Annotated in this window: 14 protein-coding genes; 8 read left to right on the top strand and 6 right to left on the bottom strand. The window is 72.7% G+C overall.

Annotated features, from left to right (window positions below; genetic code table 11):
* The first annotated feature begins 6 nt into the window (after positions 1 to 6).
* Complete coding sequence (locus ACFY1T_RS02110) at positions 7 to 1,344, top strand: M14 family metallopeptidase (protein ID WP_390786594.1); 1,338 nt, start codon at positions 7 to 9, stop codon at positions 1,342 to 1,344.
* Positions 1,345 to 1,390: 46 nt separating this feature from the next.
* Here the strand turns inward: ACFY1T_RS02110 and ACFY1T_RS02115 are convergent, their stop codons facing one another.
* On the bottom strand, positions 1,391 to 2,947 hold the full coding sequence (locus tag ACFY1T_RS02115) for a tetratricopeptide repeat protein (RefSeq protein ID WP_390786595.1): 1,557 nt from the start codon (positions 2,945 to 2,947) through the stop codon (positions 1,391 to 1,393).
* A gap of 251 nt (positions 2,948 to 3,198) precedes the next feature.
* Between ACFY1T_RS02115 and ACFY1T_RS02120 the strand changes: the two genes are divergently transcribed.
* Positions 3,199 to 3,432 carry a hypothetical protein gene (locus ACFY1T_RS02120; RefSeq protein WP_390786596.1) on the top strand — a complete coding sequence of 78 codons (234 nt, stop codon included), beginning with the start codon at positions 3,199 to 3,201 and terminating at the stop codon, positions 3,430 to 3,432.
* A gap of 7 nt (positions 3,433 to 3,439) precedes the next feature.
* Here ACFY1T_RS02120 and ACFY1T_RS02125 read toward each other — a convergent pair whose 3' ends face one another.
* The gene (locus tag ACFY1T_RS02125; RefSeq protein ID WP_390786597.1) at positions 3,440 to 3,850 is read right to left on the bottom strand and encodes a RidA family protein; all 411 of its coding nucleotides are present in this window, start codon (positions 3,848 to 3,850) and stop codon (positions 3,440 to 3,442) included.
* Positions 3,847 to 4,620 carry an IclR family transcriptional regulator gene (locus ACFY1T_RS02130; protein WP_390786598.1) on the bottom strand — a complete coding sequence of 258 codons (774 nt, stop codon included), beginning with the start codon at positions 4,618 to 4,620 and terminating at the stop codon, positions 3,847 to 3,849. Before ACFY1T_RS02130 ends, ACFY1T_RS02125 begins: the two co-directional genes overlap by 4 nt.
* Positions 4,621 to 4,780: 160 nt before the next feature.
* Here ACFY1T_RS02130 and ACFY1T_RS02135 point away from each other — a divergent pair, with 160 nt between their 5' ends.
* From ACFY1T_RS02135 to ACFY1T_RS02145, 3 genes are read left to right on the top strand one after another with little or no spacing between them, the layout of a single operon-like run.
* Positions 4,781 to 6,061, top strand: a complete 1,281-nt coding sequence (locus ACFY1T_RS02135; protein ID WP_390786599.1) for an amino acid deaminase — start codon at positions 4,781 to 4,783, stop codon at positions 6,059 to 6,061.
* Between the two features lie 13 nt (positions 6,062 to 6,074).
* Positions 6,075 to 7,646: an amidohydrolase family protein gene (locus ACFY1T_RS02140; protein WP_390786600.1), complete on the top strand. Its 1,572-nt coding sequence runs from the start codon at positions 6,075 to 6,077 to the stop codon at positions 7,644 to 7,646.
* 23 nt (positions 7,647 to 7,669) lie between these two features.
* Positions 7,670 to 8,680 carry a YdcF family protein gene (locus ACFY1T_RS02145; RefSeq protein ID WP_390786601.1) on the top strand — a complete coding sequence of 337 codons (1,011 nt, stop codon included), beginning with the start codon at positions 7,670 to 7,672 and terminating at the stop codon, positions 8,678 to 8,680.
* An 81-nt stretch (positions 8,681 to 8,761) separates the two neighbouring features.
* Here ACFY1T_RS02145 and ACFY1T_RS02150 read toward each other — a convergent pair whose 3' ends face one another.
* On the bottom strand, positions 8,762 to 9,346 hold the full coding sequence (locus tag ACFY1T_RS02150; protein WP_390786602.1) for a GNAT family N-acetyltransferase: 585 nt from the start codon (positions 9,344 to 9,346) through the stop codon (positions 8,762 to 8,764).
* Positions 9,347 to 9,446: 100 nt separating this feature from the next.
* Here ACFY1T_RS02150 and ACFY1T_RS02155 point away from each other — a divergent pair, with 100 nt between their 5' ends.
* Both ACFY1T_RS02155 and ACFY1T_RS02160 read left to right on the top strand, forming a co-directional pair.
* Entirely contained in the window at positions 9,447 to 9,632 is a 186-nt protein-coding gene (locus tag ACFY1T_RS02155) for a hypothetical protein (protein ID WP_030159484.1), read from the top strand.
* Positions 9,633 to 9,933: 301 nt separating this feature from the next.
* Positions 9,934 to 10,380 (top strand): nitroreductase family deazaflavin-dependent oxidoreductase, encoded by a 447-nt coding sequence (locus tag ACFY1T_RS02160; protein ID WP_390786603.1) that lies wholly within the window; start codon positions 9,934 to 9,936, stop codon positions 10,378 to 10,380.
* A 42-nt stretch (positions 10,381 to 10,422) separates the two neighbouring features.
* Here the strand turns inward: ACFY1T_RS02160 and ACFY1T_RS02165 are convergent, their stop codons facing one another.
* Positions 10,423 to 10,899, bottom strand: a complete 477-nt coding sequence (locus ACFY1T_RS02165) for a macro domain-containing protein (protein ID WP_390786604.1) — start codon at positions 10,897 to 10,899, stop codon at positions 10,423 to 10,425.
* A 98-nt stretch (positions 10,900 to 10,997) separates the two neighbouring features.
* On the bottom strand, positions 10,998 to 11,249 hold the full coding sequence (locus tag ACFY1T_RS02170) for a hypothetical protein (protein WP_390786605.1): 252 nt from the start codon (positions 11,247 to 11,249) through the stop codon (positions 10,998 to 11,000).
* A 339-nt stretch (positions 11,250 to 11,588) separates the two neighbouring features.
* Between ACFY1T_RS02170 and ACFY1T_RS02175 the strand changes: the two genes are divergently transcribed.
* Positions 11,589 to 12,800, top strand: a complete 1,212-nt coding sequence (locus ACFY1T_RS02175) for a pyridoxal phosphate-dependent aminotransferase (protein WP_030867270.1) — start codon at positions 11,589 to 11,591, stop codon at positions 12,798 to 12,800.
* Positions 12,801 to 12,864 lie beyond the last annotated feature (64 nt).

The following is a 12,864-nucleotide window of genomic DNA, read 5'->3' on the forward strand; positions in this document are numbered from 1 at the left end:
GAACGCATGCGGCTCCACACCCGACGCAGGGCCGCCGTCACGGCGGCCCTGCTCGCTCTCGCGCTCGGCGCACCCGCCTACGGCATGAGCGCGACGGCGGCACCGCCGCCGACCCCCTCGACCGCCACCCAGGACGAGGCCGTCACCCAGTACGAGATCAAGGGCCCGGCCACGGCGGCCGAACGAACGGCCCTGCTCCGTACGGGCGTCTCGATCGACGAGGTCGACGCCCGCTCGGTCGTCGTCAGCGCCGACCCCATGCAGGCCAAGGAGCTGCGGGCGCTCGGCTACAAGCTGACCGCGCTGCCCGGGCCGCCCGACCGCTCCGAGCGGGGGGTCGCGGCGAACCCGATGGACTTCCCGTCCAAGGACTCGATGTACCACAACTATGCCGAGGCCAGCGCGGAGATCGACCAGCGCATCGCGCAGTACCCCTCGATCATGAGCAAGAAGGTGATCGGGAAGTCGTACCAGGGCCGGGACATCGTCGCCATCAAGATCAGCGACAACGTCGCGACCGACGAGAACGAGCCGGAAGTGCTCTTCACGCACCACCAGCACGCCCGCGAGCACCTGACCGTCGAGATGGCGCTCTACCTGCTCAAGGAGTTCGGCTCCAAGTACGGCACCGACTCGCGGATCACCAACATGGTCAACGGCCGCGAGATCTGGGTCGTGCCCGACCTCAACCCGGACGGCGGCGAGTACGACATCGCGACCGGCTCGTACCGCTCCTGGCGCAAGAACCGGCAGCCGAATTCCGGCTCCTCGTACGTCGGCACCGACCTGAACCGCAACTGGGACTACAAGTGGGGCTGCTGCGGCGGCTCCAGCAGCAGCAAGAGCTCCGAGACCTACCGCGGGGCGGCCGGCGAGTCGGCCCCCGAGGTGAAGGTGGTCGCGGACTTCGTGCGCAGCCGGGTGATCGGCGGCAAGCAGCAGATCACCGCCTCGATCGACTTCCACACGTACAGCCAGCTGGTGCTGTGGCCGTTCGGGTGGACGTACAACGACACCGCGCCGGGCCTGACGGCGGACGACCTGGCCGTCTACAAGACCATCGGCACGAGCATGGCCCGCAGCAACGGCTACACGCCGGAGCAGTCGAGCGACCTGTACATCACGGACGGGACGATCGACGACTGGCTGTGGGGCAACCAGAAGATCTTCACGTACACCTTCGAGATGTACCCGTCCGAGTCCGGCAGCGGGGGCGGCTTCTACCCGCCGGACGAGGTGATCGAGCGCGAGACGTCGCGCAACCGCGACGCCGTGCTGCAGCTGCTGGAGAACGCGGACTGCATGTACCGCTCGATCGGGAAGCAGGCGCAGTACTGCACGTGATCCGGGACCCGGATCGGGGGCGCCCCACCGCCAGGGGGGCGCCCCGTCAGCCTTCGGAGCGCCCGCCCGGGAGGGCGGGCGCCGCCTGCCCCGCGATCCGCAGGAGCTCGCCCGTGACCTCGACGTCCGGGTGTGCGGGGCCGAGTACCCGGACGCGCGCACAGTGGATCTCTTCGAGGAGCGGCCGGGCGGCGTCCGCGCCGTCGAGTGCCAGCACCGCGTAGGCGAGGGCCGTCCTGGTCAGCAGGGTGTGGGGGTGTTCGGCACCCAGCACCCGGGTCCGGGCGTCCCGCACCTCTTCGTACAGCGCCCTGGCCGCCCGGGGGTCCTCGTGGTGCGTCACGACGGCCAGGTTGTGGCGGATGCCCAGGGTGACACGGGACTCGTCGCCCAGCGCGCGCTTGGCCTGTTCACACAGCTGCCCGAGCAGCGCCCAGGCGGCGGGCAGGTCGACGGACGCCAGGATGACGGACAGGACGTTGCCGGCGGCGAGGGTGGAGGGATGGTCCGCGCCCAGGACGCTCAGAGCATCGATGTGCGTCTGCTCGGCCAGTTCCAGCGAACGCTGCGGGTCCCCGTCGGCATGGACGAGCCTGGCGTGACGAGCCCGCGCCTTCAGCGTCAGCGGGTGTGCCCGGCCCAGGTGCTCCGTCGCGTCGGCGACGAGGCGCTCCAGCGACTGCCGGCCGTGCGCGGCGGAGCGCGTGCCCTTCCAGCGCGCCTGCGCCGCATGGATCCGGGCGGCGAACAGCACGGGGTGGTGCGCCTCGTACTCCGCCACGAGGTCCGGCATCAGGCGGGCCAGCTGGTCCTCGGCTTCGTCGATCTCGCCGACCGTCTTGGCCGCGCGGGCCCCGCCGAGCCGGGAAAGCAGGGTGATGCGGTCGTCGGAGCCGTCGCGGGCCAGTTGCCGGTAGAGCCGGCGCCCCTGTGCCGTGTCGTCCGCGGCCGTCGTCCAGGCCGCCAGCCGGAGCCGGGCGAGCCGCGTGAGTGCGTGCTCCCCGCCGAGGGCCGCGTGACACTCGGCCAGGAGCGTGGCGGTCGCGGCCCTGGCCGCCCGGCGGTTTCCCGCCTCGCCGACCCAGTACGCGGCCACGTGCCGGGCGGCCAGCGCCTCCGGATCCAGCGGCCCGTGCGTCCCCAGGACGCTGCGCTGGAGTTCCCACGCGACATCGCGGGCCTGGCGGTACATGCCCAGGGCCGCGAGCTCGCCGATGGCGGCGGCCATTCGAGATGTGTGCCGGTCTTTCAGCCAGGCGATCCCGGCACCCTCTCGGAGTCCCCCGAGCGGGTCGTCCCAGCCGAACACCCCCTCGGTTCCGTTGGCCCGGGGCTGCGCGGCGCGGCCGCGGTCCCGGTCGTCGAGCGCCTCCCACCGGGCCTTCCAGGCCCTCTGGTCCAGCCAGGGGGCGGCGGCCGGATGGTCGTCCGCCGTGTTCGCGAGCAGGATCTCGACCAGGATCTCGAGCTTCCCGGTGTCCCTCCCGGTCCTCGTTTCCCCCTTGCCCAGCAGTGAGGAGATGGTCGACGTGGACAGGGAGGTGCCCCTCGCCTTGGCCGCGTCCTCGATCGGCTTGTAGTGCACATCGGCGGCTTCGTTCAAGGACCGCAGATCCGCATGGAATTGGCTCCACGAGTCGTGCATGGGCCGATTCTCCCGGACGTCCGGACGGCGCGGGCCGTTTCCGGGACGCAGCGGTGCCGTCCGGGACGCAGCCGGACCGTCCGGGACACCGCGACGCCGTCCGGGACGCGGCCGGACCGTCCCGGAATCAGCGAGGTCGGGCCCTGCCGTGTTGGCCTGGGGTCCCACGGTCGGGGACAGGCCTCGGCCGTGATGTGAAGGAGCCCGCCATGCCCGTTTCCCCGAACCCGTCCGCGTCCAGGTCCAAGCCCGCGTCCAAGTCCAAGCCCGAGCCCGAGTCCGGGTCGGGTTCCGCCGCCCGCCCGCGCCGCCCGTACTTCGAGCTGCGCGTCGGCGGCTTCGAGATGAGCCTGGGGCGGCGGCCCGCCCGGCTGATCGGCTGGCTGGGGTCCGCCGCCGTCTCCGCGATCGGGGTGTGGGTGGGCGTCAACTGGCCCTTCTGAGACCCGGTCAGCCGAGCACGGCGAGGGCGTCGATCTCGATGAGGAGGCCCGCGGGGAGGCCCACGTAGACCGTGGTGCGGGCGGCCGGGGCCTCCTTGAGGCCCTGCTCCTCGAAGTAGGCGTTGTACAGGGCGTTCATCTCGGCGAAGTGGTCCGTGTCGGTCAGGTAGACGCGGATCATCATCACGTCGTCCCAGCCCGCGCCGCCTGCCTCCAGTACGGAGCGGACGTTCTCCAGCGTCTGGAGGGTCTGCTCGCGCAGGGTCGGGCCGGCGGGGGTGGGCGCCTGGCCTTCCACGTGCGGGAGGAAGCCGACCTGGCCGGCGACCTGGAGGATGTTCCCCTTGCGCACGCCGTGCGAGAAGCGGGCCGGCGGGGTGGTGTGGGTGTCGGGGGTGATGGCGGTCTTCTCGGTCACGGGGTGTCCTCGTCGTTCTGTGGGACGTGCGGGGAGCCTGAGTACTCCCGGCTGATGGTGTCGGCGGTGCGCAGGACCAGGGGGAGCAGTTCGAGCAGTCCCTCGGCGGTGACGACCACGCTGGGCGCCGACACGGACAGGGCGGCGACGGCCCGGCCACCCGGTCCGCGCACGGGCGCGCCGAGGCAGTTGACGGACTCCTCGTGCCCGCCGAGGTCGGTGGCCCAGCCCTGTTCCCGTACGAGGGCCAGCTCGCGCAGGAAGGCCTGTGCGTCGGGGGTGGAGCGGGCGGTGTGGCGGGGGTAGTCGATGCGCTCGGCGAGGCTGCGCCGCTCGGCCTCGGGGAGGTCGGCGAGCAGCAGCTTCGCGACGGCGGCGACCGTGAGGGGGACGGGGCGGCCGATGCGGGAGTACATGCGGACGGGGTAGCGGCTCTCGACCTTGTCGATGTACACGACCTCGTCGTCCTGGTGGAGGGCGAGGTGCACGGTGTGGCCGGTGAGGCGGTTGAGCTCGACGAGGTGGGGATGGGCGACGGTGCGGACGTCGAGGCTCTCGACGGCCTCGGCGGCGAGCGCGAAGAGCTGGGCCCCGAGGCGGTAGCGGCCGTCGGGCTGGCGGTAGACGAAGCCGTGCCCGTGCAGGGTGCGCAGGAGGCGCAGGGCGGTGCTCTTGTGCACGCCGAGCTCCTCGGCGACCTCCCCGAGACCCGCCGCGCCCTTGGCGAGCAGCGGCAGGATGCCGAGAGCCCGCTCCACCGACTGGCTCACGCCGCGTCCTTCCCTGCTGCCGTCGCCGTCCGCGGCGCGCGGGCCTTCCGGAACCCGTACACGCGGCCGGCCGTTGACCCCTCGTATGCAGGATGCTAGACAGCAAGCGGCACAACACGCAACGCACGTTGCAGAGAATGCAACGCGAGGAGGAATCCGCATGGGCAGCGACGCAGTCCGACGGCTCGCCGACGAACCGCTCGACCACCGCTTCAAGGGGCTGCCGCCCGATGCCGAGCGGGCGGGCCTCACCGTCGGGCAACTGGCCGCCGAGAAGCGGGACCTCTACTCCGGCGGGTTCACCACCCCCGTCCTCACGCTCGACGCCGAAGCGCTGGAGCACAACCTCACCGCCCTCGGCACCTACGCCGCCCGCCACGGCCTCGCCTTCGCCCCGCACGGCAAGACCTGCATGGCTCCGCAGCTGTTCCGGCGCCAGCTCGACCACGGCGCCTGGGGCATCACCGCCGCCGTCCCCCACCAGGCCCGCGTCTACCGCGCCTTCGGCATCCGCCGGATCTTCCTCGCCAACGAGCTCGTCGACCCGGCCGCGCTGCGCTGGGTGGCCGCCGAGCTCGCCGCCGACCCCGGCTTCCGCTTCGTCTGCTATGTGGACTCCGTCCGCGGGGTGCAGCTCATGGACCGGGCCCTGCAGGGGCAGCCCCAGGTCGTCGACGTCGTCGTCGAGCTCGGGGCCGGCGAGGGCGCCCGCACCGGCGCCCGGACCGACGAGGACTGCCGGGCCGTCGCCGACGCCGTGGCCGGGTCCGCCGCCCTGCGCCTCGTCGGCATCGCCGGGTACGAGGCCGAGGTCCCCGGCGCCGATCCGGAATCCGTCCACGCGTACCTGCGCCGGCTCACGGCGCTGGCCGTGGAGTTCGACCGGGCCGGACGGTTCGCCACCGACCTCGAGGAGATCGTCGTCAGCGCCGGCGGCTCCGCCTGGTTCGACGCCGTCGCCGACGTGTTCGCCGAACTCCCGGAGCTCTCGCGGCCGGTGCTGAAGCTCCTGCGCTCCGGGGCGTACGTCTCGCACGACCACGGCTGGTACACCCGCCTGACCCCCTTCAACCGGGTCCCGGAGGAGGGCGGCCTGCGCCCCGCGTTCCGGCTCTGGACCCAGGTCGTCTCCCGCCCCTCCCCCACGCAGGCCTTCGTCAACGCCGGCAAGCGGGACATCGCGTACGACCTCGGCCTGCCCGAGGCCGAGCTGGTGCGCGACGCGCTGACCGGCGAGGAGCGTCCGGCCGCCGGGGTCCGCGTGGTCAAGCTGTCCGACCAGCACGCCTGGCTGGAGACGGACTCCGCGGACGACGTGAACGTCGGGGACTGGGTGGCGCTCGGCATGTCCCACCCCTGCACGATCTTCGAGAAGTGGCCGCTGATCCCGGTCGTCGAGGCCGACGGCACGGTCACCGACTACGTCCGCACCTTCTTCTAGCCGAGCCGCGCCGGTGGACCTGGTCATCCGCGGGGCCCGCGTCGTCGACGGCACGGGCGGGCCCTCGTACACCGCCGACGTGGGCGTCCACGAGGGCCGGATCGCCGAGATCGGCCGGATCCGCTCCGGCGGCCGGCACACCGTCGACGCGTACGGGCTCGCCCTGGCCCCCGGCTTCGTCGACATGCACGCGCACAGCGACCTCGCCCTGCTCCGCGACCCGGACCACAGCGCGAAGGCCGCGCAGGGCGTGACCCTCGAGGTCCTGGGCCAGGACGGGCTCTCGTACGCGCCCGTCGACGACCGCACCCTCGCCGAGGTGCGGGCGGCCGTCACCGGCTGGAACGGCGCGGGCGAGGACGTGGAGTTCGACTGGCGGGACGTGGGCGGGTACCTGGACCGGCTCGACCGCTCCGGCATCGCCGTCAACGCCGCGTACCTCGTCCCGCAGGGCACCGTCCGCGCGTACGCCCTCGGCTGGGGCGACCGCCCCGCGACCCCAGCCGAGCTCGACCGGATGCGGACGCTCGTCGCCGAGGGCCTCGCGCAGGGCGCGGTCGGCATGTCCTCGGGGCTCACCTACACCCCCGGCATGTACGCGTCCGGCGCCGAACTGACGGAGCTGTGCCGGGTGGTGGCCTCGTACGGCGGCTACTACTGCCCGCACCACCGCTCGTACGGGCGCGGCGCGCAGGCCGCGTACGCCGAGATGGTGGCTCTGGCCCGGGACGCGGGATGCGCGCTGCACCTCGCGCACGCCACCATGAACTTCCCGGAGAACGAGGGGCGGGCGGGCGAGCTGCTCTCCCTCCTCGACCGGGCCCTCGCCGACGGGGCCGACATCAGCCTCGACTCGTACCCGTACACCCCCGGCTGCACCACCCTCGTGGCGCTGCTGCCCGGCTGGGCGAACGAGGGCGGGCCGCAGGCGGTGCTCGCGCGGCTGCGCGACGACGCCGAGGCCGAGCGGATCCGGTACGCGCTGGAGGTGACCGGGTCGGACGGCTGCCACGGCGTCCCGGTCGACTGGGCGACGATCGAGATCGCGGGGACGGCGGACCCCGCGCACGGGGCCTACGCGGGCACGCGCCTGCGGGACTGGGAGGGCGCCCGGCGGCTGCTGCTGGCGGACCGGCTGGGGCCGACGATCCTCCAGCACGTCGGGCACGAGGAGAACGTCCGGGCGATCATGCGGCACCGGGTGCACACCGGCGGCTCCGACGGGATCCTCCAGGGCGCGAAACCACATCCGCGGGCGTACGGGACCTTCCCGCACTACCTGGGCCACTACGTGCGCGAGCTCGGCGTGCTCTCGCTGGAGGAGTGCGTGGCCCATCTCGCGGGCCGGCCGGCGGCCCGACTGCGGCTCCCGGACCGGGGGTTGGTGCGGGCCGGGTACCGGGCCGACCTCGTGCTCTTCGATCCGGACACGGTCGCCGCCGGGTCGACCTACGAGAACCCGCGCGTGCTGCCGGCCGGCATCCCGCACGTGCTGATCGACGGACGGTTCGTCATGCGGGACGGGCGCCGGACGGACGTCCTGGCGGGGCGGTCGGTCCGCAGGACGCCGTACAGGGGGCGTTGACGGCCCCGCCTACGATGGGCGGCATGCTCGCCTTTGTCCCCGCCGCGCTGTTTTTCGTCCTCTTCTGCGTGAGTGTGCGGGAGGACCGCCGGCGCTTTCGGAACGCGGTCCTCCTGGGCCTCACCCTCATGTTCGGTTCGATCGGCCTGCTGCTGCGGATACCTGAACTGCCGTCACCGCTGGACGCGATCGCGGTCCTGCTGGTGCTGGTCGTTCCGACGCTCGGCACGCTCGTCCTCGGCGGGTACCTGATCCGCAACGGCCTGACGATGGTCCGCAAGGAGGGGCGCAGCCCGACCAACATGCTCTCCATGGCGGCGGGCCTGGGCATCTTCGCGCTGATCGCGCTGGTCCTCGGGGTGGCGGGGCGGGGCTCCCGCGTCGTGGACACGCTGGTGGCGGGCCTGGTCATGCTCGTCGGCTACGTGTCCTTCATCTTCCTCTGCTTCCTGGCGTACGCCTTCCTGTACGGGCGGATCACCGTGCGCGGCGACGTGGACTACGTGGTGATGCTGGGCTCCGGGCTCATCTGCGGCGAGCGGGTGTCGCCGCTGCTGGCTTCCCGGCTGGAGAAGGGCCGGCAGATCCACGCCGCGCAGGTGGCCCGCAGCGGGCGGGCACCGATGTTGCTGGTCTCGGGCGGGCAGGGGTCGGACGAGAAGCTGTCGGAGGCGCGGGCGATGGCCGACTGGCTGATCACGCGGGGCGTCCCGGAGGAGGGGATACGGCTGGAGGACCGCTCGACCACGACGAAGGAGAACCTCGCCTTCAGCCACACGATCATGGCCGACGCGAACCCCGGCTACCGCTGCGTGGTCGTCACCAACAACTTCCACGCGTTCCGGGCCGCGATGACCGCCCGCACGGCCGGGGTCAACGGCCAGGTGCTCGGTTCCCCGACGGCCACGTACTTCTGGCCGAGCGCCACCCTCCGCGAGTTCGTCGCGGTGTTCTGGGAGCACCGGACGGTGAACCTGAGCATCTGCGCGGGGATAGCGGCCGTGACGGCGCTGGCGGCCGTTGCCTCGGCCTAGAGAGCGCGGTAGGGCGCCGCGACGTGGGGCGACCCGACGTGGGGCGCCGCGACGTGGGGCGCCGCGACCGGCGGCGGGACGTCAGAGAGCGCGCTCGCGCGCGTGCAGGTGTCCGTCGGCGGGGTGGGCGGGCGGGTCCGCGGCCAGGATCCCGGTCAGCTCGTACCCGCATTTCTGCGCGACGCGGCACGACGCCGGGTTGTCCACCTGGTGCAGGAGCTCCAGGCGCGCCAGCCCCCCGCCGCCGAAGGTGGCGAAGGCCCAGTCGGTCAGCGTCCGCAGGGCGCGCGGTGCCACGTCCCGGCCGCGGGCGTGGGCGGCGGTCCAGTAGCCGACCTCGGCGGACGCGGCTCCGGGGACGGCGCCCTTGAGGACCACGTGCCCGAGTATGCGCCCCTCCTCTTCCCCTTCCCCTTCCCCGCCGGCCCGGGACTCCACGACGGCGAAGGCGAGGCGGCTGCCCGTCTCCCATCCCCGCTGCTGGTCCCGGACCCACCGCGCCGCGCTCGCCCCGTCGTGGACGGCGGCGCTCGTCCAGCGGCGCAGGGCGGCGTCCCGGTACGCCTCGGCCAGCTCACCGACGTCGGCGGGCCGCCACGGACGCAGCAGGAGGGCGGGGGCGGTCGGCGTGGCGGCGGCCCCGAGCCGCGGAACGATCTTGTCCATGGGGGGAGGGTACGAGTCCGAAGTGCGTTCATGGGGACGGCGCCGGAGGATGAGGGAACCGGGGGGCATGGAAGCAGGCGCATTCCGAGGAGGTATCCCGATGGACAGTGAATCGGGCCAGCAGCCCAATCGGCCGGCCAAGCTCTTCAGCGGCGGGGAACGGCCGTACGACCCTGAGGACCTCGTGATGGTGCAAGGCATGGAGCCGACTCCGGAGCGGCTCGAGAAGGCGCGCCAGCTGATCGAGAAGGAGGGTCCGCAGGTCATCGAGCGCTACCTCCCCTAGGTGGTGACGCCGGGGAGCTGCTGGTGGCCCCGGCCGGGGGCGGCGCCGCTCCCGGGCCGGGGCCGCACGCGCCGCTGCGAAGCGCTGCCGGTGGCGGACGGCGGCGGGCCCGAAGAAGTGCGGTCCGGCCACGAGCGCGATCCGGGCGGGCACCGCGTCCGGGGTGCCCGGCGAGTCGTTGCGCCCGCAGGGGGACGGCGGCGGCTGACCATGGGCGCACGGCGCGCTTGCGGACCGACCGCATCCAGAATCGGTGAAGGATCGTTAAGCCGCGCGGGGGTCTGATTTCGGAGGCACCGCCATGCAGACGCTCACCATCGACTGGGACCACCCCACCGACCCGCGCCAGAGCCGCGAACGGGACCACGTACGGGATTACGTGACCACCGCGGGACTCGACGGCCACCTGTGGCACGGGGTCCCCACCCTCCTGCTCACCACGCTCGACCGCGCCACGGGCCGGACCTCCCGGACCCCGCTGATCTACGTCGAGGACGGGGGCCGCCACATCGTGCTCGCGGCCCACTGGGGCGCCCCGGAGCACCCGGCCTGGTACCGGAACCTGACCGCCCACCCGGAGGTCCGCCTCCAGGTCGGCCCGGCCGTCTTCCAGGCCACGGCCCGCACGGCCCGCCCGGTGGAGCGGGAGGTCTACTGGCCCGCGATGACGGCCCTGTGGCCCCTGTTCGACGACTACCAGGTGTCCGCCTCCCCCCGCGAGATCCCCCTGGTGATCATCACCTCGTAGCCCGGCCGGCGTCCGGGCCCGCGCTGAGGCGTGGTCGCGCGATCAGGCGTGGTCGTAGACGGTGACGGCCACGCCCCGGGCGCACAGGGCTTCGGTGACCAGCGGCTCGACGCGGGACCATTTGCCCCCGGCGAGACCGCAGCCGATGCGGGGCATGTGGACCGAGGCGTCGAGCGCGAGCGCGTGCCCGCCGAGCGCCGCCAGGCAGCGCTCCAGCGCGTCGTAGCGGATGGGCGGGCCGCCGCTGCCCGTGCGTATGCCCCGCTGGGCGACCATGTTGGCCACCCACGTGTCCGGGCGCACCTGGACCAGCCGGACCGCGCCGAGGCCGAAGTCGTTGCCGCTGCGCCCCCGGTGCCAGGCCCGGAAATCCTTCTCGGGCCCGGGCCAGCGCTTCGAGAGCGCCAGGACGAAGCCCTTGCCCCAGCCGCCGATGTCGTTGCAGACGTGCGCGATGATCTTCGGCCCCTTGGCCTGCGGGCCCGTCGCGTCCCCCGCGACGATCCGAAGCTGCTCCATGCCCCGCCCCTTTCCCCCGCCCACGACCCTACGGGCGGCCACTGACAACGGCGCCGGCGCCGTTGTCGGTGGGGTCGGGCCGGCCGGGCGTCCTGCGGCTACAGGTATTCGCGGGCGAATTCCATCGCCCATTCCACCGCCGCGATCGGGACGCTGCCCGACAGCGGGTCGATGGTCAGGCGGGCGGCCTCCCAGCCCTGGTCGTGCTCGCGGTGGATCGCGAAGTGCGCGGCCTCGGCCTCCGCGCCGCCCCCACCGCCGGCGCCCTCCCCGGCCTCCCCGCCCCGCGGTGCGACCAGGAACTCGATCGCCCGGTCGTCGCCGTCCGTGCCCACCGTGCTGATCGCCATGCCGCCGACCGTGAACTCCACCGCTCCGCCCCCGCTCTCTCGCGCCCCCGACCCACCGTCCGGGACCAGCCTGCGCCGCGGCCCGCCGCGACACATGAGTGCGCGTACTCATGCCCGTACTCAGGCCCCGTACGCACCCCCCGACGTGACGAGTGCAACACCGCACGTCCGGCACTTCCCGAAGCCACACATTCCGCAGGCGGCAGCGGCGCGGTGGCCGCCGTTTCCAAGGGCGGAGCGCGCCGTCACCGTCCCATCATGCGAAACGGGACATATCCACCCCCTACTCCTGCCCCGAATACCTCGGCGGAGCGGCCGCCCGGCCCGTAAGCTCCCGTCATGCAGGTGATCCAGTCAACGAAACTCGCCAACGTCTGCTACGAGATCCGCGGGCCCGTGCTCGAAGAGGCCATGCGGCTCGAAGCAGCAGGTCATCGCATCCTCAAGCTGAACACCGGCAACCCCGCGGCCTTCGGCTTCGAGTGCCCGCCGGAGATCCTCGAGGACATGCTCCGCAACCTGGGCAACGCCCACGGGTACGGGGACGCGAAGGGGCTGCTCTCCGCGCGCCGCGCGGTCATGCAGCACTACCAGACCAAGGGCATCGAGCTGGACGTCGAGGACATCTACCTCGGCAACGGCGTCTCCGAGCTGATCCAGATGTCGATGCAGGCGCTGCTCGACGACGGCGACGAGGTGCTGGTCCCGGCGCCGGACTACCCCCTGTGGACCGCCTCCGTCAGCCTCGCCGGCGGCACGGCCGTGCACTACCGCTGCGACGAGCAGTCCGACTGGATGCCGGACCTCGCCGACATCGAGCGCAAGGTCACCGACCGCACCCGCGCGATCGTGATCATCAACCCGAACAACCCGACCGGCGCCGTCTACGACGACGAGATGCTGCGCGGGCTCACCGACATCGCCCGCCGCCACAACCTGATCGTCTGCTCCGACGAGATCTACGACCGGATCCTGTACGACGGCGCCACGCACACCAACACCGCCGCCATCGCGCCCGACCTGCTGACGCTCACGTTCAACGGGCTGTCCAAGAACTACCGCGTCGCCGGCTACCGGGCCGGCTGGATGGCGGTCTGCGGCCCCAAGAAGCACGCCTCGTCGTACATCGAGGGCCTGACGATCCTGGCCAACATGCGGCTGTGCGCGAACATGCCCTCGCAGCACGCCGTCGCGACCGCGCTGGGCGGCCGGCAGTCGATCAACGACCTGGTCCTTCCGGGCGGGCGCCTGCTGGAGCAGCGCGACACGGCGTACGACCTGCTGACGCAGATCCCCGGCATCACCTGCGTGAAGCCGAAGGGCGCGCTGTACCTGTTCCCGAAGCTGGACCCGGCCGTCTACAAGATCAAGGACGACCGGCAGATGGTCCTCGACCTGCTGCGGGCCGAGAAGATCATGGTGGTGCACGGTACGGGCTTCAACTGGCCCGAGCCCGACCACTTCCGGATCGTGACGCTGCCGAACGCCACGGACCTGGCGGACGCGGTGACCCGGATCGGGAAGTTCCTGGACGGCTACGGCCAGCCGTAACCGGTACGGCGGCACTCGTTGCCGGATCCAGCACAACTTTAGAACCGATCCAATGTAGGATGGC

The sequence above is a fragment of the Streptomyces sp. NPDC001194 genome (assembly GCF_042896985.1).
In the GTDB taxonomy this organism is placed as follows: domain Bacteria; phylum Actinomycetota; class Actinomycetes; order Streptomycetales; family Streptomycetaceae; genus Streptomyces.

Coding starts and splice junctions, on each gene's coding strand:
- ACFY1T_RS02110 (WP_390786594.1), top strand. CDS start 7: ATGCGGCTCCACACCCGACGCAGGGCCGCCGTCACGGCGGCCCTGCTC.
- ACFY1T_RS02120 (WP_390786596.1), top strand. CDS start 3,199: ATGCCCGTTTCCCCGAACCCGTCCGCGTCCAGGTCCAAGCCCGCGTCC.
- ACFY1T_RS02135 (WP_390786599.1), top strand. CDS start 4,781: ATGGGCAGCGACGCAGTCCGACGGCTCGCCGACGAACCGCTCGACCAC.
- ACFY1T_RS02145 (WP_390786601.1), top strand. CDS start 7,670: ATGCTCGCCTTTGTCCCCGCCGCGCTGTTTTTCGTCCTCTTCTGCGTG.
- ACFY1T_RS02150 (WP_390786602.1), bottom strand. CDS start 9,346: ATGGACAAGATCGTTCCGCGGCTCGGGGCCGCCGCCACGCCGACCGCC.
- ACFY1T_RS02155 (WP_030159484.1), top strand. CDS start 9,447: ATGGACAGTGAATCGGGCCAGCAGCCCAATCGGCCGGCCAAGCTCTTC.
- ACFY1T_RS02160 (WP_390786603.1), top strand. CDS start 9,934: ATGCAGACGCTCACCATCGACTGGGACCACCCCACCGACCCGCGCCAG.
- ACFY1T_RS02165 (WP_390786604.1), bottom strand. CDS start 10,899: ATGGAGCAGCTTCGGATCGTCGCGGGGGACGCGACGGGCCCGCAGGCC.
- ACFY1T_RS02170 (WP_390786605.1), bottom strand. CDS start 11,249: ATGGCGATCAGCACGGTGGGCACGGACGGCGACGACCGGGCGATCGAG.
- ACFY1T_RS02175 (WP_030867270.1), top strand. CDS start 11,589: ATGCAGGTGATCCAGTCAACGAAACTCGCCAACGTCTGCTACGAGATC.